The sequence below is a fragment of the Planctomicrobium limosum genome (assembly GCF_051465645.1).
Lineage (GTDB): Bacteria > Planctomycetota > Planctomycetia > Planctomycetales > Planctomycetaceae > Planctomicrobium.
Genome location: NZ_CP195790.1, coordinates 2,941,715 through 2,968,419, shown reverse-complemented (window position 1 = coordinate 2,968,419; position 26,705 = coordinate 2,941,715). Strand labels below are relative to the sequence as shown.

20 protein-coding genes are annotated in these 26,705 nt (G+C 52.9%); 5 read left to right on the top strand and 15 right to left on the bottom strand.

Annotated elements, in window-relative coordinates:
- Nucleotides 1-263: 263 nt before the first annotated feature.
- Together SH527x_RS11135 and fabZ are read right to left on the bottom strand one after the other, a co-directional pair.
- On the bottom strand, nucleotides 264-1,322 hold the full coding sequence (locus SH527x_RS11135) for a tRNA dihydrouridine synthase (RefSeq protein ID WP_437190756.1): 1,059 nt from the start codon (nucleotides 1,320-1,322) through the stop codon (nucleotides 264-266).
- 93 nt (nucleotides 1,323-1,415) lie between these two features.
- The gene (gene fabZ / locus SH527x_RS11130; protein ID WP_437190755.1) at nucleotides 1,416-1,871 is read right to left on the bottom strand and encodes a 3-hydroxyacyl-ACP dehydratase FabZ; all 456 of its coding nucleotides are present in this window, start codon (nucleotides 1,869-1,871) and stop codon (nucleotides 1,416-1,418) included.
- A gap of 266 nt (nucleotides 1,872-2,137) precedes the next feature.
- Between fabZ and glgB the strand changes: the two genes are divergently transcribed.
- Nucleotides 2,138-4,132, top strand: a complete 1,995-nt coding sequence (gene glgB, locus SH527x_RS11125) for a 1,4-alpha-glucan branching protein GlgB (RefSeq protein ID WP_437190754.1) — start codon at nucleotides 2,138-2,140, stop codon at nucleotides 4,130-4,132.
- A gap of 151 nt (nucleotides 4,133-4,283) precedes the next feature.
- Here glgB and SH527x_RS11120 read toward each other — a convergent pair whose 3' ends face one another.
- From SH527x_RS11120 to trmB, 8 genes are all read right to left on the bottom strand, one after another.
- The gene (locus tag SH527x_RS11120) at nucleotides 4,284-5,477 is read right to left on the bottom strand and encodes an alpha/beta hydrolase (protein ID WP_437190753.1); all 1,194 of its coding nucleotides are present in this window, start codon (nucleotides 5,475-5,477) and stop codon (nucleotides 4,284-4,286) included.
- Between the two features lie 395 nt (nucleotides 5,478-5,872).
- Nucleotides 5,873-6,982: a peptidylprolyl isomerase gene (locus SH527x_RS11115; protein ID WP_437190752.1), complete on the bottom strand. Its 1,110-nt coding sequence runs from the start codon at nucleotides 6,980-6,982 to the stop codon at nucleotides 5,873-5,875.
- A 245-nt stretch (nucleotides 6,983-7,227) separates the two neighbouring features.
- Entirely contained in the window at nucleotides 7,228-7,569 is a 342-nt protein-coding gene (locus SH527x_RS11110) for a cupin domain-containing protein (protein ID WP_437190751.1), read from the bottom strand.
- Nucleotides 7,570-7,715: 146 nt separating this feature from the next.
- Nucleotides 7,716-10,055 carry a hypothetical protein gene (locus SH527x_RS11105; protein ID WP_437190750.1) on the bottom strand — a complete coding sequence of 780 codons (2,340 nt, stop codon included), beginning with the start codon at nucleotides 10,053-10,055 and terminating at the stop codon, nucleotides 7,716-7,718.
- 162 nt (nucleotides 10,056-10,217) lie between these two features.
- Complete coding sequence (locus SH527x_RS11100) at nucleotides 10,218-11,915, bottom strand: hypothetical protein (RefSeq protein ID WP_437190749.1); 1,698 nt, start codon at nucleotides 11,913-11,915, stop codon at nucleotides 10,218-10,220.
- Nucleotides 11,916-12,000: 85 nt separating this feature from the next.
- Complete coding sequence (gene pilM / locus SH527x_RS11095) at nucleotides 12,001-14,169, bottom strand: type IV pilus assembly protein PilM (protein WP_437190748.1); 2,169 nt, start codon at nucleotides 14,167-14,169, stop codon at nucleotides 12,001-12,003.
- A gap of 601 nt (nucleotides 14,170-14,770) precedes the next feature.
- Complete coding sequence (locus SH527x_RS11090; protein WP_437190747.1) at nucleotides 14,771-16,105, bottom strand: alkaline phosphatase family protein; 1,335 nt, start codon at nucleotides 16,103-16,105, stop codon at nucleotides 14,771-14,773.
- Between the two features lie 208 nt (nucleotides 16,106-16,313).
- Nucleotides 16,314-16,976 (bottom strand): tRNA (guanosine(46)-N7)-methyltransferase TrmB, encoded by a 663-nt coding sequence (gene trmB, locus SH527x_RS11085; protein WP_437190746.1) that lies wholly within the window; start codon nucleotides 16,974-16,976, stop codon nucleotides 16,314-16,316.
- 588 nt (nucleotides 16,977-17,564) lie between these two features.
- Here trmB and ispE point away from each other — a divergent pair.
- Both ispE and SH527x_RS11075 read left to right on the top strand, forming a co-directional pair.
- Nucleotides 17,565-18,473 carry a 4-(cytidine 5'-diphospho)-2-C-methyl-D-erythritol kinase gene (ispE, locus tag SH527x_RS11080; protein WP_437190745.1) on the top strand — a complete coding sequence of 303 codons (909 nt, stop codon included), beginning with the start codon at nucleotides 17,565-17,567 and terminating at the stop codon, nucleotides 18,471-18,473.
- 208 nt (nucleotides 18,474-18,681) lie between these two features.
- Nucleotides 18,682-19,272, top strand: coding sequence for a septation protein SpoVG family protein (locus tag SH527x_RS11075; RefSeq protein ID WP_437190744.1), 591 nt, complete (start codon nucleotides 18,682-18,684; stop codon nucleotides 19,270-19,272).
- 5 nt (nucleotides 19,273-19,277) lie between these two features.
- Here the strand turns inward: SH527x_RS11075 and SH527x_RS11070 are convergent, their stop codons facing one another.
- The 5 genes from SH527x_RS11070 to SH527x_RS11050 form a co-directional block, all read right to left on the bottom strand.
- Nucleotides 19,278-20,372: an acyltransferase family protein gene (locus SH527x_RS11070; RefSeq protein WP_437190743.1), complete on the bottom strand. Its 1,095-nt coding sequence runs from the start codon at nucleotides 20,370-20,372 to the stop codon at nucleotides 19,278-19,280.
- 107 nt (nucleotides 20,373-20,479) lie between these two features.
- On the bottom strand, nucleotides 20,480-21,256 hold the full coding sequence (locus SH527x_RS11065; protein ID WP_437190742.1) for a 3-ketoacyl-ACP reductase: 777 nt from the start codon (nucleotides 21,254-21,256) through the stop codon (nucleotides 20,480-20,482).
- Between the two features lie 109 nt (nucleotides 21,257-21,365).
- Nucleotides 21,366-23,741, bottom strand: coding sequence for a DNA gyrase/topoisomerase IV subunit A (locus SH527x_RS11060; RefSeq protein WP_437190740.1), 2,376 nt, complete (start codon nucleotides 23,739-23,741; stop codon nucleotides 21,366-21,368).
- Between the two features lie 245 nt (nucleotides 23,742-23,986).
- A complete protein-coding gene (locus SH527x_RS11055; protein WP_437190739.1) occupies nucleotides 23,987-24,526 on the bottom strand; it encodes a 6-pyruvoyl trahydropterin synthase family protein in 540 nt (179 codons plus the stop codon).
- A 68-nt stretch (nucleotides 24,527-24,594) separates the two neighbouring features.
- Entirely contained in the window at nucleotides 24,595-24,993 is a 399-nt protein-coding gene (locus SH527x_RS11050) for a hypothetical protein (protein WP_437190738.1), read from the bottom strand.
- Between the two features lie 250 nt (nucleotides 24,994-25,243).
- Here SH527x_RS11050 and SH527x_RS11045 point away from each other — a divergent pair, with 250 nt between their 5' ends.
- Complete coding sequence (locus tag SH527x_RS11045) at nucleotides 25,244-25,666, top strand: gamma-glutamylcyclotransferase family protein (RefSeq protein ID WP_437190737.1); 423 nt, start codon at nucleotides 25,244-25,246, stop codon at nucleotides 25,664-25,666.
- 225 nt (nucleotides 25,667-25,891) lie between these two features.
- On the top strand, nucleotides 25,892-26,686 hold the full coding sequence (locus tag SH527x_RS11040; protein ID WP_437190736.1) for a metal ABC transporter ATP-binding protein: 795 nt from the start codon (nucleotides 25,892-25,894) through the stop codon (nucleotides 26,684-26,686).
- Nucleotides 26,687-26,705: the final 19 nt, after the last annotated feature.

Genomic DNA, 26,705 nt, shown 5'->3' with positions numbered 1-26,705 from the left:
AAACGATGGCGACCAGAGAGCGGGTTGACGACGTGGTATCACACTCTTGGGACGCAGAAGAGGCTTTTTCTCCTGCGGATCAGGTCCCGATGAGGGACCGACTTGCTCACGCTGATTGGCTGATCGAGGATCGCAACTCAAGAGACCGCTTTGAGAGGAATTCCCCGATCCGGACTCGAACGTTTGCAACCAGTTGGGAGCCTCGGAAAGGGTAGCGAATGGCAGCTGGAATGAAAACGGCCGGGTTTTGTGGGAGAACCGAATCACCACTTCTCGACGGGCCCATTCGGCACTTTGAGTAATGCCGTTGGAATTGTCGCCTGTCGTTCGCCGTGTCGTGCCCGAATCTGTTCGGCAATCTCCAAAAATTCGTCCATCGATTCAAAGCGTCGCAGTCGGTCTTCCAAATCGTCTGGAACCCCGAGTTTCTGCCCGTACCATGCTGCAAATTTGCGAAAAAGCTGGCAGCTGCGTTCAGCGTGCTGCTCTGACATAAATCGAAAGTGATCAATCAGAAACTGTAACTGGTCATCAGGGGAAGGATCGCGAATCTCTTTGCCTTGAGAATGGTCTGCCAGACGGGAGAAGATCCAAGGATCGAGCAGCGCTCCGCGGCCGATCGCAACTGCAGGACACCCAGTGACTTTCCGCATGTGAATGGCATCGGCAACGGTGCGCACGTCTCCGTTCCCGATAATCGGGATGCGTTCGACTGCTTCAACGACATCACGAATCCCGTTGAGATCCGTTGTCCCTTGAAATCCCTGTTGCCGTGTTCTGCCGTGAATGGTGATCGCTGCTACGCCCAGTCGTTCGAACTCGCGTGACAGTGCGGGAGCGGTGATTTGGTCCCGATCCCATCCGAGTCGCATTTTGACGGTCACCGGGATCTTGACTGCTTGTACAACTCGCTCCACCAGCCCACAGGCCCCGTTGGAATCGCACATCAGCCTGGCTCCGCCCCCCACGCCATTCACTTTGGCCATGGGGCAACCCATGTTGATGTCAATTCCCTGATATCCATTGTCTTCCAGCCATTTGGCGGCCGAGATCAGATCTTGTGGAATCCCTGAAAAAATCTGGACCGACAGTGGTTCATCACCGGGAATTGTTTCAATCAGTTCGCGTGATTTGGGGTGTCCTGCGAGGAGAAGAGTTGCCTGAACGAGATCGGTCGTTGCCAATCCCAGTCCCCCGAGATTTCGCAGGACTCGACGAAAGGCCAGATGCGTGTACCCGGCCAATGGGGCAAGGAAATACCGTGTCGCCAGCGTTCGCGAGCCAATCGTAATCGGGGATTCGTCAGGCAATTCAGCGTTCACTGGAACGTTTTCCCAATTGATGCCCTTCGCCCAGAGCAGTGAGGCGTCTGCATCGTATCATTTTCTGTGTCGTTTCCCCGGCGGAGTGCTCAGTTACGCTTGAGGAGCAGCGAGAGCACAGGCGAATTCCAGTCGAACGCAGACTTTTCCATCAACAGAGACCTTCCCCTTCAAAAAGAAGGCATTGGTCAATTGTTCGGTCAGTTCGACTTCGAGTTCCAGAGTCTGCCCGGGACTGACCATTTTTCGAAACTGAACGTTATTCAGTCGCGTGACGACCGGCACTTGTCCGTCCGCTGGGGGAAATTGGGTCGCAATCAGTACCGCACCTGCCTGAAATGCGGCTTCACACTGCAAAACACCCGGCAGAACAGGAAAATGCGGGTAATGCCCCTGAAAGACGTCCAGTGATGCTGGAATGTGCTTGTGAGCAACGATTCGTGTCGGAGTTAATTCCGTCACATCATCCAGCCACAGAAACGGGGCTCGGTGGGGGATGAGTTGCTGAATTTGGGCCACGTCCAACGGCAGTTGTTCTGGTGCAGACATCAGGGCATTCTTCAGAGATTTCGTTGATGAATCGTCGAAATCGTAGGGGCCTGCCCAAGGAAACACAATCTTCCGAAATGGAACGGATCGGTCCACAAGCCGGGATGCACTCGGAAGTCCCTCAGAGGAAAGCGGCCTATCACTTCGGTGGTTCCATCTCTTACATTTGCACTCAACTCGTTATGATTCATGGATGATAGGACGACTGGTCAGGCGGGACTGGCTTGTTTAGCCACTCGTTTGGCGTGTTGAATAATGGATGTTTCATGATGACTGCCCAAGGATTATCCCGGCGTCCTCAAGCTGGTCCTTTAACGAAGGCCTTGCTCGAAAAGCAACGTGTCACAATGAGGAGCGGAATGAACTGTACCGCGTATGAATGGCTGGGAGCCCATCCTGTTGCTGAGGGCAATCTTACTGGAATTCGGTTCGCAGTCTGGGCTCCAAATGCGCAGGAAGTGTGCGTCGTTTGCGACAGGAATTCATGGAAGCATGGTGCATTCTATTTGAATTCCAGCCATGAAGGGGTCTGGTCCGGCATCATCCCGGAGATGCGTCCCGGGGAAACATACAAGTACAGCATCCGTACACCGCAGGGGAATCTCGTCGAGAAATGTGATCCCTACGGGTTTGCATCAGAACAGCCTCCGCATACAGCCTCAATCGTTACTGATCTGACTCAGTTTCACTGGCATGATGAAGAGTGGCTGGACCAGCGCGCGAAAACGAACTGGTACGAACGCCCGATGCAGACTTATGAAGTCCATCTCGGTTCGTGGAGACGTCCCAAGGATGGTCGACGCTATTTCAGCTATCTGGAACTTGCTGATCAGCTGATCGAATACTGTCTGGATTTGAACTTCACACATATCCAGTTGATGCCCGTCACCGAGTACCCGTTTGACGGGTCCTGGGGGTATCAGTCCACAGGCTACTTTGCACCGACTTCACGTCATGGAACTCCTCAGGATTTCATGATGTTTGTGAATAAGTGCCATCGTGCCGGGCTTGGCATTCTGATTGATTGGGTGCCTGGCCACTTCCCTACAGATTCGCATGGGCTGGCAAGTTTCGACGGAACAGCGTTGTATGAGCATGCTGATCCGCGACAGGGGTTCCATCCGGACTGGAATACGCACATTTTCAATTATGGGCGTTATGAAGTTCGAAACTTCCTGCTGTCCAGTGCCCGATTCTGGTGTGATAAGTACCACATCGACGGAATCCGAGTTGATGCCGTGGCATCGATGTTGTACCTCGATTACTCACGTAAAGCAGGCCAGTGGATTCCGAATAAGAATGGCGGCCGCGAGAATCTGGAAGCCGTTCAATTCCTGAAAGACATGAACACAATGTTGCATGGGGAGTTCCCTGGCATTGTGACGATTGCCGAAGAATCGACTGCGTGGCCTGGCGTTTCCCGGCCAGTCTATGACGGCGGTCTTGGCTTCTCGATGAAATGGGACATGGGGTGGATGAATGACACCCTGCGCTATCTCCGTCGAGAACCGATTCATCGCCATCATCATCAGAACGACCTCTCGTTTCGATCGCTGTATGCGTTCACTGAAAACTTTGTACTGCCTCTCTCACATGATGAAGTGGTCCACGGTAAGCGGTCATTGATTTCGCAGATGCCCGGTGATCAATGGCAGATGTTTGCAAACCTGCGATTGTTGCTGGGGTATCAGGCAACGCTACCCGGCAAAACATTGACGTTCATGGGAGCAGAACTTGCTCAATGGACCGAATGGAATCACGACTCCGAGTTGGATTGGGCTCTCGAATCGATTGATACCCACGCAGGGATCAAACGCTATGTCAAAGACTTGAATAAGCTGGTTGTGAGTTTTCCGGCACTTCACGAACGGGATAATTCGCACGACGGATTCAGCTGGATTCAGGCCGATGACGCTGCCAACTGTGTTTATGCCTATTGCCGTCTTTCTAAAGACGCCAAAGAAACACTGATCGTGGTGTTGAATATGACGCCGGTTCCACGCGATGGATACATTGTTGGCGTTCCGGTGTCAGGGGAGTACGTCGAGATCTTTAACAGCGATGCCTGGATGTATGGCGGAACAGATGTCGGCTGCGGTGGCGGTGTGAAATCGTCTCCTCTAGCGGCTCATGGACGTCAGCACAGTATCGAACTGACACTTCCTCCACTGGGCATGTTGATTCTGAAACACGCTCCGCTGAAGGCTACGAAGAAGACCGCTGAAAAGGCGGCGTCAGGTGATTCGACTGCAGAGAAATAAGCCTGCCTGAAGTACAAAATGCCCGAGTCTCAATGTCCCCTTTCAGGTTCATTTTGACTCGGGCATTTTCGTTGATTGGGAGTCTTTCCCTCCGAGCGCCGCTTGAATCGATGTCGCGGCTCCCGGTGGGCGACTTGAGTCTCTGACTCAATTACTTGGTCAGTTGCAGGTCGAGCACATTTTTTTCTGTGGCGACCTGGCAAACAAAGGGATGCTTCGGCGCTTCCCAGACTTCAATTCCTTCGACTGTGGGTGACAGCATTCCTGCCCCAAGAGAGCAGACAATCAGATTGTTCTTTCCGATCGCAGGTCCACTCTTTTCATCAAGAGAAAACTTGCCGCGCGAGACCATCGCAAACGCGGTTGGTGCGTTCTTGTCCTCTGGGATGAAGGTGATCGTGCCTCGTGGCAGCGGCTTTCCTTCGAGCTCGACTGAACCAGAGATGGCGGCGCGTTTGGTTGTGGAGAGAAAGCCGTTGATCTTCAACCAGTCAGCCAACCGCTCTTTCCATGTGCTCAGCACAGGATCTTTTGGGGCAAGTCCGACTCCGTGTGGCCCCTTCTGATAGAGATGCATCTCGGATGCAACTCCATGCTTTTGAAGCGCCTCGAAGTACACGATCGCATTTTGAACGGGAACAGCCTTGTCTTCCGCTGTATGGAAAATAAAGGTCGGTGGCGTTTCTTTGGTGATCTGCGTTTCAGTTGAGAGTTTCTCAACCAATGCTGGATCTGGATTGTCGCCGAGAAGGTTCTTCTTCGACCCGCCATGCGTGAATGAAGATTTCAGGCTGATGACCGGGTAACAGAGAATGGAAAAGTCAGGACGGCTGCTTTGACGATCGATTGGATCGGCGCTGGAAGCATCTCCGGCGTCAAAGAGTGTCGACACTGTGGAAGCCAGGTGCCCGCCTGCAGAGAATCCCATCACACCGATGCGGTTCGGGTCGATTTTCAACTTCTCAGCGTTCGCTCTCACATAACGAATGCCGCGCTGGGCGTCGAGCATTGGAGAAGGGTGTCCGTAGTTCGGAGCGAGACGGTAAGACACGACTGCTGCTGTGACGCCGATTGAATTGAACCATGCGGCAATCTGTTGGCCTTCGTGATCCATGGCGAGATGGCGATACCCACCGCCTGGAAGAACGACCACGCATGCGCCAGTGGCATTTGCTTCTGGAGCAGGGTAAAGGCGAACCGCAGGGGTATCGATTTCTTCTTTCCCTTTGGCACCCGGGGCTCCATTTGGCCAAAGAGGGATCGCTTCAGGTCCTGCAGCAATGCCGACAGTGTTGGAAAGCACGAGGCTTCCACAGACTAGCAGGGCGGCGCACACTCGTCTCATCGAGTTCTCCAGTTCAGCAGGTTGTGAATGATTCAATTCCGTGAACTTCAATCCAGAGTCCGTCCGACTTTCGGCTGCGTAAGGGGCATCTGCCGAATCAGGCAGAAGGCTCGGTTGTTGAACATGGCTGCTTTGGCACGAAACTGCAAGTCCACCATTTGATGAAGTTGGGTGAAGTCGCCGCACGGTCGGTATCCGGCGAGCATTCGTCATAAAAAAAGGCACCGAAGGAATGTCTCCTTCGGTGCCTCGTCGAACTCGATTGCGTCGGTCAATTTACTGACCGATTGGTCTTAAAGTATTTCCAGAAATCATGCAGCGCTTCTGGCACGCGGAATTCAGCCTTTCGCTTAACAAGAAGGCTGCCGCGCGGCCACATGATAGACCGAACCGGTCTAGCGAATAACGCTTTTGGCTCGGTCTGCGGACGAAGCCGGAGCTGCTGGTTTAGCGGTTCCAGAAGCCGGAGCGGTTCCACTTGTCGGCTGAATCGTCTGACGCCCAGTGGACTGATTCGTCAGGAAGTTATCAACTCGAGACTGATCACGAACGTCTTCGAACACTTTGGCGACGGCTTTCTGAGTCTTCTCGTCAACCAGTTGTGCATAGAGGTCGTCCCAGACGTCTTTGATCTCTGTAACAACAGGTTCCGTGAAACCTTCGCACTTCAGGATCACGTAGCGGCTTTCCTGAACCTGAATCACAGGCGAGATCTCGCCGACCTTCATGCGGAAGGCCTGTTCTTCAATCTGTGGGCTCCCGCCATGCTTACGAATTGGAGGAATCACCCCACCGAGTGGTCGGGTATTCGGGTCAGCGGAGAATTCACGAGCAATTCGATCGAATTCATCAGGGGTCGCCTGGCAGCGTTCCCAGATCTGACTTGCCTGACGGATGTTGCCGTCGACCAGAATCAGACGTGCGTTCACACGTGGACCGTAGTCACGTTCGAACCCGATTCGCATATCTTCTTCGGAGACAACAACGTCCTGTCCTGCCAGTTTCTTCAAGGCGATCATCGGCCAGATGACGTCCTGCTGGTACTGAACGCGGGTGAGCTTGCGCTCTGACTGAAGCATCTTGTACCAGGTGTCCACTGGCAAATTGAACTTCTTGGCGGTCTTGGCGACTTCTTCTTCGACTTCCTGCATCGAAACGGTGACGTTTCGGCGTTCACATTCCTGCTGAATGATCAGCCGATTGATCATCGTGTCGAGAACTTCCTGACCGTAGCGATTGACGCATTCACGGGCGACGACATCGTAATTAATCGACTGGCCGTTAACCTTCGCGAGAACTTTTGCACTGTTAGCGGTGCTGGCCAGAGTGTTTGCTCCAGCGTCTGCGGCAGCTGTCTGTGATGCAGCTGGATTCGCGCGCAGGAACTGAATTCCGACACCTGCGGCGACAAGCAGAATTGCTGTTCCTGTGAAAATGGGAACAAACCTTCTGCGAGATTTCGTTGGATTGGTCGCAGGTTCTGGAGAGTGAATCCGTTCACTCATGTGCATCAACTCCATCTAAATGGCAAAAGGACATCAGGCCCGGCTGGCCGAAAATGTGTGCGTTCAGCAGTGTGTTGATTCAGGGAGAACATGGATTCATCCCCGGGAAAGTGAATTTGAACGCGAACTCCACGTCAAAAACACCATTGAGAACCATACGGGCAGTCCCTGACCGCGGCACTCAAACACTGAGGGACACGGTTTACAGAATATTTTCGGAATGGGTCAAGATCAGAATCTTTAACCTATTTTTGAAAAAAGATTGCGAGCCAGATTGTTGGCTCGTCAGGAGAAGTCCAGTCAACACGGTGAAGGCAATGTGCGGGGATGAAGATCGAGTCCCCTTCATGCATCGTGACAACCCGCTGATCTTTCTGAAATTGGATTTTTGCCGACCCCTTGAGGACCATGACCCATTCCTCTTCTTCCTGGTCGTACCAGAACCCATCCGGACTGGCCTGACCTGTGGAGACGATTCGCTCAATTCGCGTCCGGCCGGATTGAAGCAGCTGATCCACTTGCTCCACTGTGAGTGAAGTGGGAACTCCCTCAAACAGATTTACCGGAGATTCAGATCGTGTTTCCATGGTGGCGCAATAACTTCGAAAGGGAACTCAGGCGATTGGCCCGGCATCTTGCAGCAAACAAAAAAGAAGGCTGAGAATCAATCTGAGCCTTCTTACTGAATCGAGGAATCTGGTCAGTCGCTTGAATTCAAGCAGATCGAACGAGATTACGGCATTAACATTCCGGGATTTTGTTGCTTTTTGCTCTTTCGGCCAGCGCGAAGTACGTTGCGTTGCCGCGAGCCCATTCCTTCTGCACCCATCATCATTGAGGCATCATCTGCAGCTAGCCCCAGTGCTCCTAGAGCATCCATTGCTGGGTCAACTTTCGGAGCTTTCAGGGCTTCGAACTGAGTCGACTGGTGCTCAATGTTGGATTTGAAGTTCCCGTGAGCCTTCTTGTGATATTCTGGATTGAGATAAACGAGAGTCTGATCGGCGCGTGAAACCAGAGTTTGAGGCGGGAGCGGGAGTTTGCCCCGCATTCCAGCTGGCAACTTCAAATTGGTGCCGTCGGTCGCCTTCTCGTGTAACGCATCGTCGAGACGAATTTCCGGGATCGTATCGACAAGGAAGTCGTCCGATCGGAAGCGGTATTTTCGTGTCTCGTACAGTGATTTCGCTGGCTCGATGACTGTCGTTTCGACTTCGTCAGAAATTCGCTGACCGAACCGGATCTCCAGCATGTTGTTCAGGAACGTTCCGAATGAGGCATTCCATTCGAAGACATCGAACTTCACGGAAGGCAAGATCCGACCGGATTGTTCGCGAACTTCAGTGATGAAGTACCGCACATCATCTTCGACTGTGACAGGTGCTGTAACCTGACTCCATGGGGTTTCTCGTGTTTCCCCTTCGACGACGTGTGGAATCCCGCCTGCATCGGCAATGCGTTTGCCGAAGTTTGGATTCTTGAGAACGAGTCGGACGCGATATCGGTATGTCTTACCTGGCTCGACGTTGAAGTCGAGATAGCGGAACAGCAGGAGTTCACCTTCTGCAGTCACCTGCGATTGAATCCACTCGCGGATTCGCTTCTCTTCCTCAGTTTTATTTGAGGAACCTTTGGTCATATCGGCAATCAGCTTTTCGATGGGGTTCTGCTGAACATTGCTTCGGGTACCGCGAGCGCCCCCACCTGGGCCTCCGGCTCCACCCATGGCTGAAGCTTCCATCCCGGGCATGCCTCCGCCCATCCCCATTCCACCCATTCCGCCTGGCATGGTGGAAGAGTACATGTCTCCGCCAAACATGTCAGATGACAGCTGGCGAGAGTCGATCACAAGTCCGGCGAATCCGCGTCGTTTGTTAACTGCGGAGTCCATTTCTTTCTTCTGATTGACCGCTTCCCCCAGCAACTTTCGCTGCATTTCAACTTCAGTCGCAATCTGGGAGTCGGTCAGTTCGAACTTCTCGATCTGAGGGTGAGTCGCCTGACGTCGCCATTCCCCGGTGATACGCATTGGAAGCGGCATCGTGATCACAGCGTTGGTGATCATCCCGTTCACGACTTCTGCGTCATACCCAGCGGACTTTTCCAGAACGTCAAATGCGTCCTGCTTGTCGACCCTCTCCCAGCTTCCGCTCCAAGGGTCAGGTCCCGGCTGTGCAGTCTGTCTTTCGAGATCGAAATCAATGATGTCAAAATCTCTGGCCGCAAACTGATACGATTTATGAATCGCATCTGCGAACTTCATGATCTGATCACGCAACGGGAACACGGCTCGCACGGAAACAAAGTGATATCCCTGACCGTTCAGGTTTACACTCTGCATTCCCTCCATCCCCATCATGCCTTCCATGCCCATCATCATTGATGGGTTGCCACCTGGGGCGGTCTGAGGAGAATCGTCGACTCGACGATTGCCGCTGCGCCCTCGGCCTCCCTGTGGCTGCATCTGGAGTTCCATGGCAGCACCGCCGTAGCCCATGCTCGCCATTTCGCCAGGCATCATGCCGGCCATATCACCTGCTCCGACTGCGTTCCGTCCTTTACGGAATTCGTCAGGGACGTTGTCGTCCTGAGCCAACGGTGCCAATGGAGAATTTGGCCCGTTCGGGTTTGGATTCATCATGGGGTCAGTAGGAAGCGGCTCATCCGAGAGGATCTCAAGGAAGACTCGGCCGCTGCTGCTGATCGGGTTCTGTAAAACCAGCAAGTTCGGTTCACGAACCGGTTCTGAGCCCCCAAAAATGTTGACAACCATACGGCCAGACATCTCTGCCTGTGCAGGGCTGTATCGTTTGTAAAGACGTTCATGCAGAAGATTGGCAGGCACGTTCTCGGCCGAGATGACGTAGGCCTCTTTGTCTTCCTGCGGCCAGGTGTGCTTACTCCACGTTGACTTTCCCTTGGAGATTTTGTCGAGGATTTCGCCAGCGGTCCCCGGATAGCGGGACCACTGGGTTCCTACTGCAAGAGCGCCAAGTGCAACGAGTGCCAATCCGCCGAAGATGACCTTCTCGACGTTATCGACAGCCAGCTGTTTGAAATTTTTCTTTGCCATGGCCGGAATCTCTGGTGAGTCGGAAACGAAAGGTAATTTCGTTTCAGTAAAAAATCAGATCCTGATCACTCTCGAAATCGGTCGTACCTGATACGGCATCACTCTGACATTGATTCTTATTGCTCTGCGATGTTTCGTATGATGAAACTCGCAGAGCAGTCATTACTGCTGAGGTGGATTCGCCTGCGGCGTGTCTGCAGCAGGCGCTGCTGGCGATTCTGGAGTCGTTGTTGCTGGAGCCGGAATGGCTTCATTCACCGGTGCGGGAATCGCTGGTGTGGCTGCTGGAGCGGCCCCATCGGCGGCAGCTGGCATCGCAGTCGGAGCCGGAGTTCCTTCTTCGGTTGCAGGCTCAGCGGTTGGCTCTGTCGTTGGCTCAACTGCAGGAGCGGCCGCTGGTGCAGCGCCTGCTGGACCAGCTCCACCTGCAGGCGATTGTGGGTTTGCTTTGCGAACCTTGACTGCTTCCAGAACTTCAGTTGGCTGCTTGTACATTGTGATAACGCCACAGACATCCAACCGGACCAGATCTGGGTGGTTCATTGCCTGACTGGCGAATGGAGGCAGGTTCTGAGCGAAAATGTTGGGACGGACAACGCCGCGTCCGCCCATTGCATCACCGAACCCACCCATTCCCGGTTGTCCACTGAATTCGAGGCCTCCGGCCATACTTGGACCCGCTTCCATCGTTGGAGGGCCAAATGCTCCCATACCAGCTTCGCCCATCGAGAACTCATCCATCACACCTGGCATGGATTCGAAGCCCCCTTGAGGTTGATTCGTGCGGTATGGGTTCACGCCGACCTGAAAACGGCGAACCTGAACTGGCCAGTCAGAATTCGCAAGTTCGACGATGAAGTCTGCAATTTTGTTCTGCTGAATAATCACGCTCATGTAGAAACCGCGTTCGAAGTAAGGGGCGGCTTCCGGATCACCGATGTAACGTCGTGGTGGTGCTGGACCAGTTCCGCCAGCTCCTTCCATGCTCATCATGTCCATTGACATTTCGCCCATTCCCCCTGCGCTGTCCAAGGCAGGTCCGAATTCTTCGGCGGGGTCGAAATCAATCTTGGTTGGGATATTGGCGGCACCTTGTGATCCGCCACCCATTCCCATCCCCATGGCGCTGGCTTCCATTCCGCCCATCATGTCGCCTTCCATCCCCGATGATCCAGAGTCGGAAGTCTTTGGGGTTCCATCGCCACCGAGTAATTGGAGGATGTCGAGACGGCGAATCACGGCTTCAGTTGCAGAGTCTTTGCCTTCATTCATCTTGACGATGGCATCCAGCAACAGCTCTGTCATCCAGACGTCGATCTGGGCATCCCAAGTCTCTTCTGATGTCACGAACTGACCAAATGTGACCTGTGGCAGGTTGGCCATCAGGACGACTTTTTGGTTTGGCTGGATCGGCTTGTTGCGATCAAATCTTGCCATTGGATCGAGTGGGCGGACAGGCTGAACTCGTTCCTGCAGCTTGCGGAAAACTTCTTCGTAAGCACCTTTGTAGATCAGTGGAACCTGTTGATCGAATGGTCCCAGAAAGTCCTTTGGGACCTTGTTGGCGACCAGTGGCGGCCAAGTCATTCGCTTCTGCTGTTGCTGCCACAGCTGGACGATGGCGTCGTCAACTGAAGCTTCCAGAAACTCATTGAAGACCGTCAGTTGTTTGATGTAGTCCTCATTCGGCGCAATTCCTGAGGAAACGCCGTTCAATGTGGACTTCAACTTCTCTTCGCGAGCCGCAGTCGCAGCTTTCAGCTGGCTGTTCGCAGAGTAGTAGCCGTACATCACCAACGGCAGAACTAATCCGGCCAGGATCCAGAATCGCTGTCGAATGAGTGGTTGTAGTTTATCCATCGCAAAGACCACTTATCTGAAGTGTTGTTTTTTCGATGCTAATAACAGGAATGTTTCAGGAAACAATTCCTGATGATGTTCTTGCTTAATTCGTCGCTTCAGGTGTTTCAGTCGCAGACGCTTCTGTGTTTTCCCCTTCAGCGCCTTCGGCACCCTCTTCTCCCTCGGCCGGAGCCTCGGTCATAGGGTCGACGCGTTCAGCAGGTGGCACATACTTGTATGCAAACTGAATAACGAACTCGACTTTATACAGTTCACGGGCCGGTGGCATTCCCGGTTGACCAGGAACGGCACCAGGGAAGCCGCCGGGTTGGGCTCCCAGCTGCATGCCTGGGTTGAGCAGTGGATTTCCACCTGGCTCCATCGTTTCCATGCCCGGCTGCCCACGTTGGCCACCGAATCCGCGTGGATTCAGACGCGACGCTGGGGCGGCCTTCGGCGGAGGTGCACCCATATATGGGTCAAGTCGACGACTGTGTGTGATTATCGTTGCATGAGAAATCCCCATGCGGGTGACGTCACGTTCCGGGAAGTCGAGAGGTTGAACGCTAGGCTGTTGTAGCTTCTTCAGGAACTGATTGATCACGAACAGAATTCCCGAGTCTTCCGGGTTTTCTGGGTTGTTGTGATAGTGTTCACCTCGAAGCGTGATGATGTAGCCTTCCCCTTCTGGTGGTGTCTCGCGATTTGCGGGAACCATCAGCTGCTTCACTTGTGGGGAAAGTGCATTGAACCAGTTTGCACGGTCAGACATCCTCGCTGCACTGAACTGCAACAGTGAGATCTGGTTCTTCTTTTCCACTTCTTCGATGGGGTACTGAACGTCTGGAGGATCTCTTGGCAGGCAGTCCAGCACTGCATTGAAGACTTCCAGCCATTCAAAGTTTCGACGGCCTTGAGTCAGGGCGTCGAGTTTCCCTTTGATCGCTTCGTTGTTTGCTTTCTGGGCGCCAAAGTCAGAATCATATTTGGCGAGTTCACCACTAAATGCGTCCGCATCTGATTCCGCTTTCTGGAAGTCAGGTGTGTTTACGGATGCAAAGGAGATCGCATTGCCAATCGTCGACAAACCGAACCCAAGGAGCAGGGTCGCCGCTGCGGCAACTGCCCATGGTTTTTTCCGGCGAATACGGCGAGCGGCTGCAATCTCAGGTGGCAGCAGCGTTGTCCGGATTCGAGTTTGCTCAAGTCCCTGAACTGCCAGCCCGTATGGAACGGCGAAGCTGAGGATGTTGTCGGAGAACATCGGAGAACTGATGACAGTATCGCCGGTCAACTGGTTGTACGCGTCCGGGCGTTCAACGGGGTACTGCAGGTTCTGTTGCAGGAATTTTTGCAGACCAGCAAGTTTGAAGCCGTTTCCGAGCCCGATCACTTTCATGATCTTGGCCGAACGGTTCACGCTGGAGAAGTAACCGATAGACCGCTGGATTTCCGAAACGTAATCGTTGAACACAGGTCGCAAAGCTTGGAAAACAGCTCGCGGATCCGGTGACTTCGTGGCATTACATTTCAGGTGCTCGGCTTTGGCAAAGCTGAGCTTCATTTCCTTGGTCAACGCCCGAGTGAAGTGGTTTCCACCGATCGGAACGTTTCTGATCCAGATTTTGTATCCGTTCGAGACCATCAGGGTTGTATTGTCGCAACCCATGTCCAGAACGATGTAATACTCTTCAGCCGGCTCGCCTGTTGCGTTCCGTCGAATGTTGAGTTCGTCCAGACTCAAGACGTTGTACAAGGCCAGTGGAGCGATCTGGATCAGCTCAACTTCGACCTTTTTGTCTTGATATGGTCGCAACTGCTGGAGCACCTGTTCGCGTTTCATTGCAAACAGGCCGACCTCTGCGTCAAGAAGGAAGCCACCTTCTTCTGCACCGGCGCCGAGCGGCTGATAGTCCCAGATCACATCTTCAAGAGCGAACGGGATCTGCTGTCGGGCTTCGTATTTGACGATCTCGTGCAGTTTGCTTGATTCGACCGGCGGCAACTGAATGAATCGGGCGAGTGCCGATTGGCCGGGAACCGAAATTGCAACGGCATCTCCCTTGAGATTATTCCGGGAGAGGAACGTCTCCATCGCCTGAGGAACAATTTCATCAGGAATGGCATCAGGCTGACTGAGAATTTTCGGAAATTGAATGTAATCGAACGCTTCGGCAACGATCTGATTTGATTCGGGGTCAAGCCGAACCTTGATCGCCTTCAGTGCCGACTGGCCGATATCAATGCCCCAGGCTGCACGTGGTTCCGCCATGTCCAGTGTCCTCGTCTCCCTCGATATGCCTGGAGTTTTCGATCGTGCAAGTGTTTTTGTCACTTGGCTTTATGGAAAGGAATGGTTGCCTTGTTTGCACGGGATTCCCGCGAGAACATCGGACACGTCATCTTCCCAATCTGGATCGAAACTCCATGTGAAGAAGGGAGAGTTACAGTCGTTCTGGTGAAATGAGCTGAAGTGAAAGTGAAATCTCAGTTTACGAGGTGACGTCTGGTTTCGCCAACCATGCGCACCATCGATTTACAAATTCTGAAGTCGAAGCAACGGTTTCAGGAAACCTGAGCGTTGATCAACTGCTGAATCTGGCATCTGTTGAACTTGGTCTGGATGGACTTTTGTGACGTTCAGGATGCTGACATCTATTCTCAATCGTTTTTGCTTCGAACGGGATAGTCCTTACTGAGTTGGACGCTTTGGAATCCGGAAAAGTTCCCGGATTCTCCTGTATTCGCGTTGATCCGTCCCAGTGGAATAGTCCTTGGAAGTGCCATAGATGGATCATCCCACTCAGGAACCGTTGATTTCTGAGTGGGTGAATCCGCCTTGGGGGCTTGCTGCTTCGTCTTGCAGCACGAAATTATTTCTGGTCGGCAGTGGATCGGGAAATGCCAAATTTCGACAAGATGATTTTTGCGACGTCCGTGTCCTGGTATGTCGTTCCTGTCAAAGGCTTTGTGGAAATAAGCACTCCTTTGCGGGATTGCTCGTTTGCTGGGTATCCATGCGAACCTTTTACGAGTGTCGCGTCGAGTGGGATCGACTTGGAGGGCATATCGATGAACATTTCGACCGGGTCGTATCCCGGCTTTTTGTGGATGTCGACAGTTCTCGCGTAGTCCGGTGCTTTTTCGTCCCGTTGCCACCAGTAATAGGCAAACCAGGCGTTTGGCTTGGAGATCAGAACGATATCGCCAGAGCGTGGGTGATCGAGTGAAAAGCTCCGACGATCGTTGCCGACCAAAACGTGTTCGATATCCGGATGGTCCCGGAACAGGTCTGCGACCAGATCAACGTCATCTGGATCTTTCACGAAGATGTGGGCCAACTGGTGGTCGACCAGTGCCCAGGCTGGGGATTCTCCGGGAATCAGATTTTCTTTGCCGTTCTCTTCCTTCAGCGCGAGAAGACCGGCTTCACGGATCAGGCGGTTCGGGTAGACGACGGTGTCGACTTCTGTGATGACGTATTCGCTGGCGACCAGCCATTCGAGGTTGTCGAGTTTTGCTTCGTTGAAACCTTTGACCAAGCGGCCAAGGGATGCATCGATGTCAACAATCGCCTGGGTTGCCTGTTCGCTGTTCGGGCCGAATTTCTGTGCCGCGTAATCCAGATGCGGGATGTAAATGTAGGTGAATCGCGGTTGAAATTGCTTCGCCGCAATGACTGCTGAGTCGATGATCCAGTCCGAGGACTTGATGTTGGCCATCGGTCCCCAGAAGTTCATGAGTGGAAAGTGCCCGAGTTGGTCTCGCAGTTCGCCGTAGAGTTCCGTTGGCTTGGTGTAGCACCACAGAGACTCTGATCCGTCCGGGTTGTGGATCGGTGCGGGAGTGCAAATGTAGTCGGCCCCGGCGCCCTTGGAGTGGAGAGGGAACCAGACTGCTGAAGTTAAAGCCGGATCGGATTGATGCAGAATGTCCCAAATCTGGGGAGCCTCGAAACAACTGTTCCAGGCGGTCCACATCTCGACTTCGCCTTTATCTCGATAGAAAAAGCCGTTCGCGATGATGCCGTGCTTTGAGGGCTTTACGCCGGTCGTCAGGTTTGCTTGTACCGGGCAAGTCACGGCAGGAAATGACGGACTCAATGTGACAATGGAGCCGGGAGCAGCGAGTTTTTGAAGATTTGGCATCTTCGGAATGTCTTCACTGCGAAGTCCCGGTACCGAGAGCAGCACCATGTGGTTGGCCATTGAGTCTGTCTCCTGTGTCAGTTCAAAGGGGCGAGTGGATTCGGGATCAGGATGGCAATTCTGCAGGTGCAGTTGTTGTTATCCAATGTTATTCGGCTGATCAGAAATGGCCCGATGCTCAGTTCATGTCGTGAGCTCAGGGAGGGGGCGGCAGTATTTTGTTTTGCGACGCTGTACTGAAGTTCCACCCCATCCTGCCACGACTGACTTAGCGGCGTTGCCAAAGTCCGCGATAAATCGGCAATCCAAGTTTTCGTTTTTTCCGTTCGTAGCTGGTCTGGTAGTCCATGTCGTCGCCGGGGGCGCGTTCGTCCGGAGGAGGCAGGGTGTTGAACTCGGAATGATGGTTCATCAATCCCGAGATGACACCAAAATATTCTTCAACGTCCGTCCACGAATGCAGATATCCACCTGGTTTCAGGAGTCCTGCGGCAAGGTCTGCGAAACGGTCGTTGAAAACGCGTCGTTGACGGTGTCGTCGCTTCCACCATGGGTCAGGAAAGTAGACGTGAATCGCGTCGACAGATCCCGGGGTGATCATCTTGGAAAAGGCAACAAAGACATCGCCGCCGAGAATCCGCACATTCGGCATCTCGCGTTTTTTGATACGCATCGCACCGCGTCGGGCTTCTTTGTAGTCCAGCTCGATTCCGAGGAAGTTTGTGTCTGGCTTTGCCGGTCCTGCGTGAAACAGGAAGAGTCCTCGACCGCATCCGACGTCGATTTCAACAGGCTTGTCGTTGCCAAAAAAGACTGGCCAGTCCAGTTTGCCGTTGTAATTCTGTTCGATGTCTTCCAGAACCTGAAAATACGGCTTCAATTCAACAGTGGGGGGATTGGCTGGAACGGATGTTGTTGGCAGCTCGGACATAAAAACCGTAGTGCGTTTCTGTTGAAACACATCCAATGCAAAATTTTGAGTTGTCGTGGCAGGCACCATCCTGAACGACCCGACGTTGCTCAGTGTGCTGCATCGTCACATGTTAGAGCAAACTGAGCCAAAGGGAAGCCGTATCATCGATCTCCAGTGAACGTGATGTTTCTTTTCTCAAAGGGGATGACTTCGGTTCTGCAGCGAGCTGGTCCATTGTTCCGGCACATCGACCCTGTCTGGACAGAAATCGCGTTTTGCTCATCGTTCCCAGATGCGCAAAGAATTCAGATTTCAAGGAGAATGTCGGGGGTGACAGAAGAAACATGTTGACTCTTTGTCATCAAAATTTAACATCAAAGCTTCAACAAATTCTTGTCGTCGCTCAATTCATCGCACTGCACGCTCCTTCGTCTGAGTGGGGGATTTTTGCCAGTGTTTCCTGTTCTGTATTTCCTTGTCGAAGCTGTCAGCAGGCTGAATCGTCTATCGCAGAGAATCCTGACCTCCTCTTTGGGTCGCAGTGAGCACTTTGTGTAATGATTTCGGTTCCTGACAGATTTTGCAGATCCAAAAGAGAGTATTACCGTGAGGTTGCAACGACAGGGGAACTCTTTGATTGCCTGGACCCCTGCAAAGCTCAATTTGTCGTTGAAAGTTCTGGGACGGCGTGCCGACGGTTATCACGATTTGCAGACCGTGATGCTGTCTGTTCAGCATTATGATGTCTTGCAGTTCTCTCCCGCTGAATCAGGCACCGTCCAACTGGCGTGCGAGACCTGTTTTCCTCGCTCTTTTGTCACGTCAACGGTGCTTGAAGCGAATGATCGGAACCTTGTCATCCGCGCTGCTCGCTTGTTGAAACAGCAAACCGGTGCGACAGATGGCGTTTCGATCCAGCTGCTGAAACGTATTCCAATGGAAGCGGGAATGGGGGGCGGTTCGAGTGATGCTGCGGCGACGCTCGTTGCGCTGAACCAACTCTGGGAGCTGAAGTTGAGCCTTTCCGACCTTCACGAACTGGCGGCTCAATTGGGAAGCGATGTGAATTTCTTCCTGGAATCCCCGGTCGCTGGAATTTGCTCTGGTCGAGGCGAGTCCATTGAAGCGATTCCAGTGGTTGGCAAGCTCCACTTTGTGATCGTGAAACCGCTGTTCGGATTGTCGACCGCCAAAGTCTTTCAGGAATGGGCAACGCAACAGGCGAGCGTCTCGCATTCAATGGATGAGGTGCAGGCCGCTCTGGCAAGTAGCTCGGTCCAGCGGATCGGAAGTGTGCTTGGAAATGATCTGACTGAGCCAGCGTTGCAGCTGGATTCGCGACTGAAATCGGTTCTTCAACGACTCGCCAAAGAAGACGTCGCAGGATCAGGAATGACCGGAAGCGGATCGTCCTGCTTTGCGTTGTGTCGAACGGCAGCGCATGCGAAATCCGTCGCTGCCAGATGTCGGCAGATGAAGATGGGGTTCGTTTACAACGTGACCTCTGGCGTCTAGCGAGTTGATGCGAGTCACCGATTGGAATTGGTGGCTTCGGTGGAGAGGATCTTGTTTTAACGGAGATGAATGACGGTCCCAGATTTCGGGGAATCAAAGCTCGGAATGTCTCATCTACGTTCGGTGTCTTATCTGTTTATTGCACCTGATGCAGGTTGAATTCGCGTTTGATTGAGCGGTCAGCTCAAGCGAAAGCAAGGAGAGCCACGTGGAAATCTCTGAAGTACGCATCAAGCTGATGAATGGTGGCCAGGATCGGCTCCTCGGGTTCTGTTCGATTACCATTGAGCAGGCCTTTGTGATTCGAGACCTGAAGATCATCCGTGGGGATAAAGGTCCATTTGTCGCGATGCCGAGTCGGAAGTTGACGGATCGGTGTCCGGAATGCAGTTCAAAGAACGCTCTCCGTTCCGCCTTTTGCTCCAGCTGCGGCAAATCGTTAGGCAGAAACAGATCTGTGAAATTTCCGGACGGTCGGGCTCGGCTTTATGCGGACATCGCTCACCCGATCAATTGTGAATGTCGGGATCTCATTCAACAGCAAGTTCTGGTTGCGTACGACGAAGAACTGATTCTCTCGCAACAGCCCGGTTATGTCTGTCGCTACGACGATCTTGGTGAGTTTGAGTTCGAGCACTCCGAAGCTGGCAACTGGAGCGAACCGATGTATGTTCCTCAAGAAGGAGGATCGCACCGCTGGGATGATGAGCAGACGGCCATCGGACCGCATGAACCTTGCGCGGAGCCAGCAAGTCTCGGGCGTAGGCAGGAGGTCAACTTTGGTGATGGCGTCTTTTAAAAGCCTCACTTGAATACCGGATTCTCTTGCTTCTTGTTGGTCGCCTGCGGTTGTTCAATTGTGTCTGCGGCATGCGAAACTGCTGGCTGCTTCTTCGCGACTGATCCTGTGTGCGCGGACCATCGCTGCGACGGGCGTTCAACGAATCTCCAGAACAGAACCGCGGCGACCGTGGAAACTCCGAGTGCAAGAATGATTGCTGGGTAACGATACAGCGGTGATTCCGGGAGACGCGTTGCCAGATTGGTAATTCGACTGCCGATCGGAGTGTGGATGAGATACAGCGAATACGAGATCGTTCCGAAGAACGCGAGCGGCTTCAGTAGGTTCGGAATGGGATAGTTTGACCACGTTGTGATCAGCAGTGCGGTAGAACAGGCAACCGCAGATTGAGCTGGTCCAATGACGAATGTGTCGCAAATTGCAAACACGCCCATGAGCAAGGCGAACCAGACCGTCGTGAGCTTTCCAATCTGGAACTGGAACGCCAGCATGCCCAAGGCAAAGTGAGGCAGCCAGTGAATCAGCAGCGCTCGATGTCCTTCCCCAAGGAATCCGAGAAGTGAGATCATGGTCAGACAAGCAACTCTGACCGACCAACTCTCGTGAATGAGTAATGGGAAGATGACCGCAATGAACAGATAGAACTGGAACTCAATCGCGAGTGTCCAGAAGACGGGATTGAGCCAATCGTACCCGAGAATGGCATTCAGGTAACCAGCATGAGCCAGTAACTGAGGCCAGCCGATTTCGAAGGAGGCTCCACGAAATCCCGGTGCCAGCGAAGAAATGTAATGCAGCAGGACGACAAGCGCGATACACGCCACATAGGGAGGTTCGATGCGTTTGAATCGTCGTAGCAGGAACTCGCTGCTGTTTCGGTAAGTATAAGAGCGTTGGAAGAGTGCGTAGGGGATTACAAATCCAGAGATCACAAAGAAGGCATCTACCCCCAGCCAGCACCATGAGCCAATGACTCGGATGGGATCGGTGCGAGCAAGAAACTCAGAATTCCCGCAGGTAAAGTGATAGAAGCAGACCGCCAGCGCCGCGATTCCACGCAAGGGATCCAGAATCGGAATGTGCTTGGACTGTCGCATGAATCGGTTCGACAAACTGCTTGAGAGCGTGATGTTCAAGCAGGTATCGTCACCGGCAGTCGACCAGATCGGAGCGATGATCGCACTTCGTTGGAAATGCAGTGGAACTACAGCGTGTGAATGGTCATTCCACCATCGATTTTCAGCACTTGTCCCGTGGCGTAAGGGATGTCACCTGAGACGAGTGCTTTCACTGCTTTTCCGACATCTTCAGGATTGCCCCAACGTCGATTCAGCGTCAGTCCGTCTGCGATGAGCTTGTTGTATTTCTCTTCGACCCCTGAAGTCATGTCGCTGCGAATAACACCGGGACGGACTTCAAAGACATCGATTTCAAATTCCGCAAGTCGCGCTGCCCAGAGTTGAGTGGCCATGCCCAGGGCTGACTTCGTGAGGCAATAGTCTCCACGATTTGTCGAAACGAATTCACCTGAGATTGATGAGACGAAGACAACCGATCTCCGGTTGGCTGGTGATCTCTCGGTTTGCTTCACCATCTCTCTGGCGACCAGCTGAGTCAGGAAGTAGGGCCCCTTCAGGTTGACATCAATCACCCGATCGAAGGACTCTTCATCCGCATCGAGCAGGTCTTTTCTTCCCGGTGACGTGATACCAGCGTTGTTCACCAGTGAAGTAATCTCCCCAAACTGGTCAATCGTTGCCTTGACCAGTCGAGCACGATCGTCGGAGTTCCCAATATCTCCTGGGCAATAGGCAATCGTCGTATGATAGACTGATAGTTCTGCCAACACGTCACGAACCTGATCGATCGGGCGAATGCCGTTCAACATCAGGTTCCACCCGTTCGCTGCCAGTTGTCGGGCAATGCCTAATCCAATCCCCCTGGCGCCTCCGGTGATGATTGCAACACGTTCGTTAGTCATGCTGTTTTAGTGTTGGCGTGATAGGGATGGATGTGATCAGTTTGAACAAGGGATTCAGCAGTCTTCCCATCGAGTAGACTGCTGCGCGGCCGCATCAGGCTGAACCGGCCTAGCTCTTTGATTCTGCTTCGATCGAACTCCAGTCAACAGGAGTGACTTCGTCGAGCACAATCGACTTGATTCCGGTTCGCTGACTGATCTTCGAGCCTTTTCCACCGCGTGAGGTCACCACGTATTTCATCTGCCCGAAACTCAGGATCTTGTCATGCTCGTTAATGACTTTGAGGACATCGCTTGGCCTCGAAAGCCGTTTGGCTCCCAGGACCAGATCCCCATCCGGAATCTTGATTCCGCGGACCCCTTTGCCTGCTCCAGACAGGATCGGGACATCAGTCACAGCGAAGTGAATCAGGCGGGCCTGACGTGAGATCAGGAAGACGGTGTCCTCTTCTCCCATCAGTTCCGCATGGACAACACGATCGCCTTCAACAAGTCGACAGTACCGGCGACCAGATTTTGTGGATGCGACGCGGAATGGACTGAGAGAAATTCTCATCACGTTTCCGAATGCGGTCGCAACAAACAGGTATGGTGCCGGTGGGAAGCCTTCGTATTCGACGTCTGGTGGTGTGAATCGTGGGTCGGTTGTGAGCGACGCAATCATGCTCGTTCCGTCCCCCAGTTTCATGTGCTTCGAAAGCGGTTCACCATAGCCTGTTGATGGCGGAATCTGTTCGACGGGTAACGTGTAGGCAACACCGTCGTTCGAGAAGAAAATGAGATGATCGAGTGTCGACGCAGGAAGAACGTTGAGAATCGTTTCGCCTTCGCGGACTCGCAGCTTATCGATGCTCGAAATCTTGCCGAGCCGTCTGACCCAGGATTCCGACGACAGCACGACGTTCGTGTTTTCCTTGACGATATACGCCTGCGGATCGAACTCGGCGATCTCTTCTGATGATCCGAGTGTCGTGCGGCGTTTGTCTTCGAACTCGGCCCCGAGGGCATCCAGTTCTTTTTGAACTTCGCCCCAGAGTCGCTTCTCAGAGGCCAGAATGCGGCGAATTCGTTCCGCTTCTTTTTCCTTCTCTGTCAGCTCTTCACGAATACGGCCGATCTCAAGTGTCGAGATTCGATAGAGCTGCAGTTCCAGAATGGCGGTCGCCTGAACTTCATCAAGCGGAAATGCTTTGACGAGTTTCTCGCACGCGTCCTGCTTTCCGGTGCTTTGACGAATGAGTTTCAGGGCTTTTTCCAGCCCATCGAAAATGATGACAAGTCCACGCAAAATGTGGATTCGCTTTTCGAGAGCAGCGAGGAGGAATTCGAATCGGCGGCGGATCGTGGCGAGCCGGAAGTCGAGGAAATACTTGAGGATTTCAATAAGACTGCATCGACGTGGCAGGAGGACGCCATGCTCGTCTGGGACAAGGCAAGTTGCGTTGTATGCAAAGTTGTCTTCGAGGCGGCTATGCTTATAGAGATAAGCCATCACCGTGTTTGGGTCACTGCCTGGCTTGATGTGCAGCACGATGCGCAGACCAAGTTCTCCGCTCGATTCGTCGGCGACATCGATCAGTTGTGGCAGCTTCCGTGAGTCGCGGATATCACCGAGTGAGTTCACCAGCGGGCCGGTTTCCACTCCATACGGGATGGAATTAATGACGATCCGATTGTTGACTTCTTTGCGACCGTCCTTGTCGAGTGCCCATTCGGCTCGAACTTTGATCGTTCCTCGGCCCTCTTCGTACGTGGTCTTCAGCTCTTTCTTATCTGTGACAACGCGGCCTCCAAGTGGGAAGTCAGGGCCTTTGATGTACTTCATCACCTGCGGCAAGGTGGCATCAGGTGTGTCAATCAGAAAGCTGCATGCCTTGATGACTTCGCCAAGATGGTGCGGCGGAATACTGGTTGCCATCCCGACCGCGATTCCCTGCGTTCCATTGACGAGCAGGTGCGGGAATTGAGCTGGCAGGACGACGGGTTCTTCACGAACGGCGTCATAAGTGGGCCGCATTTCGACAGTGTTATACCGCAGCTCACCCATCAGGCGTTCCGCGATTTTCGTGACGCGGGCTTCGGTATATCGCTCGGCCGCAGCGGGGAGTCCCATCAGGCTCCCGAAGTTTCCCTGACCATCGACCAGTGGAACCCGCATCGTGAAGTCTTGAGCGAGCCGCACCATGGCGTCATAGACTGCAACGGTGCCGTGAGGGTGATAGTTCCCTGTCGTATCCCCGACGATCTTCGCGCATTTTCGGTACTTCGCGTCCGCAGTCAGACGCAAGTCTTCATACATCGTGTAGAGGATACGTCGTTGAACCGGCTTCAGGCCGTCTCTGACGTCAGGCAACGCCCGTGACATGATCACAGACATTGCGTAATTCAGATACCGACGGCGTGTCTCATCGCTGATGGACACATACTGGAGCTGATCCGATTCTCTGGCTCCATTTTTGTCGGTCGGGGTTCCGTTCCCTGTCATGGGGAGTCTTCAGTTTCAAAATTTCGCGGACGTGAAAATGACAATTCGAACCGTCTGCTCTGTCACCCGACCCATCTGGTTCTGGATGTGATCATGCAGGTTCGTTGTGTGCTCTGGCACTGACTCAATTCGTGTGGCGAACCATGTGCGAAAATCAGATCATTTCGCAATTGGAACTCCAAAACAGACATGAGATTTGCCTAGGTAATACTGAAATTGCTCATTTGCAGCAATCTCCAGTCACTTCAGCAATCAGAGCTGGCGAGCGAATCGGCAGAACTGGAATTGACTGACAAGGGCAGGTCGAAGCGGCAATTGGCCCATTGCCCGAAGTTTTCTTCGAGTTTGATCGTCAATGTGGCCATTTGATTGACCTTCAGGCGGCTGATTGCATTCAGACCAATCCATTCAGCGATCATTTCAACCGTTGTTTGTTTGATCGGGAGCAGAATGCATTCGTCTTTTGGGAAGACCCAGCGACGGTCAGAATATTTGACTTCGACTTCCCGCTCCTGAATATCGACATGAATTTCAGGATGCAACAACGGCAATAACATGCGGTGATCGAGGGAATCGCAAACTCGTTGGAGTTCATCCCGCAGTGCAATGAAGTCAAAAACGAACCCGTTTTCGTCGAGCGGACCTTCAATATTCGCAGCAAGGCGAAAATTGTGTCCATGCAACCGTTCGCAGAAGTCACCGATGGTGATGAAGTGACCAGCCGAAAAGACGAGATGGTCTTTGGTCACGTCGATCGAAAATGTCCGTTTGATGTGGGAATTCAATGGAAGACCACTCTGTACTCTGAAAGTTGTTCTACTCTGATTGACTGCGTTGAAATCGATCCCGGGAATCAGGTTGCCAATGCTGGTGAGTCATCTTCGCTTGATCCCTTGCCAGGGCGTTTCTTCTGAAATTCCGGCAATGGATACTCGTTAAAAGGAAGACGGAGTGATTTCAGTTCCTGCAATCGGACCCAGCCCCGAGTGACGAGTTCTTCGCGTTGGCGAACGTATTCCGAATCGAGAAATTCCTTGGCAAACGGGCCATCTACAACGACCGTCGGGAATTTCTCATGAACAATGAATTGAGCCAGTGTCGGATTACATTGAAGGTGGCGTTCCGGCGCGGCGAGTAGCTTTCGTCCGTCAATTTCTCCGATGACGAATCGCAAGTAGAGGTCACTGACACCAATGTGCGGGACCTCTTCTCCACAAACTTCACAGATGTAACCCTGGTCGCAGCGTGCCATGAATTGTGGAAATTTCTTTAATCGAGTGTCTGTTACCGGGGAACCCGAGCCTGAGAATGGGAGTCGTACGTGAGTGATTCAACGACGCAGTGCGCAGCCAAATGGTGTCTGCAACTCGGAAGACGGCAACTTGACGGGGATGATATTCTTCCTTTTATCATCGCGAATGAGTTGTCGAAATGGAATCGCTCTTCGGCAATCTGTGGCGAATGAACACACTTGCTCCAGTGTCGAGATCGAATTCCTCTCTATGGTCCCGGAAACAGTGACTGATACGATCGGTCCAATCGAGATGGCAACGATGAATCAGATTCCTCCGCAACAGCGAATCTTTGTGTACGGAACACTGAAAAAAGGGTTCTGCCGGCATTATGCATTGGAGGCTGAAACATTCGTCGGGACAGCCAGAACAGTTCCCCGCTACCGAATGGTCAACGTCGGAACGTACCCCGGTTTGCTCGATACCGAGTTGAATGGTCGCGCAATTCTAGGAGAAATTTGGGAAGTGCGGCCTGAGACTTTGGTTGCACTGGATCTGATCGAAGGAACGGATGAAGGCGAGTACATACGCCGACGGATCGAACTGGACGACGACTCTTTTGGACCAGTTGATGCCTATTTCTATCTGAAAGCGACTCCAGAAATGCCTGATTGCGGAGACACTTGGATCTAGCTTCAAAGCCAGTGCAGGAAATCAGTCCTCGTTAAAATCGTAATGCGTTGCACATTCGTAAGTGCATTGCGGAACTGACTTGGCAGGGAGTTCTGGGCGTCCCGGCGTGGAATTGCAGCATAGGCTACATTTTCGATTTTGGAGTTTGTAGAATCGGTAACACCCAATGTGATTTTGACTTCACCAGAATTGCGGAATTGTCCCTTACCGGTCCAAGCTTGCTCCATGTCTTCTCAACCTGACACTCAACAGCGACCAAATGAATTCGAAACGTCACCGCTGTCGATTCGGGATCTGACGGTCGCGTATCATCGGCGTCCGGTTGTGTGGGATGTGGACTACGTTGCTCCGATGGGAAAGCTGGTCGCAGTCATCGGGCCAAACGGAGCAGGGAAGAGTACGCTGATTAAAGCGTGCCTGGATCTCGTTCCTCACGTTTCTGGTTCAGTGAAGTTCTTTGGTGAACCGTATCACAAGGTTCGAAATCGAGTCGCCTATGTTCCGCAGCGATCAAGTGTGGACTGGGACTTTCCCGTCAGCGCACTGGATGTGACTGCAATGGGATTGTATCGCCGCATTGGCTGGTTCCGTTGGGTGACAAAGAAGTATCGCGAGCAGGCGTTACATGCGCTCGATCGAGTCGGCATGGCAGACTTTGCCAAACGACAGATTCGTCAGCTTTCTGGAGGACAGCAGCAACGCGTGTTCCTTGCGCGTGCTCTTGCTCAGGATGCCGATCTCTATCTGATGGATGAACCGTTTGCTGGTGTCGATGCGGCAACAGAACGGGCGATTGTTGCATTGCTGCAGGAACTGCGGTCCGCTGGGAAAACAGCTTTGGTTGTGCATCACGATTTGCAGACGGTGCCGCAATACTTTGATGATGTTCTTTTGTTGAATCTGCGGTTAGTGGCCTCTGGCCCGACGTCAGTTGCCTTTACTGAAGAAAACTTGAAACGCACCTACGGAGGAAAGTTGTCTCTGCTGGATCAGGTCGGATCCCGTCTTGCCGGACGTTAACCATCCGGTCACACGGAGC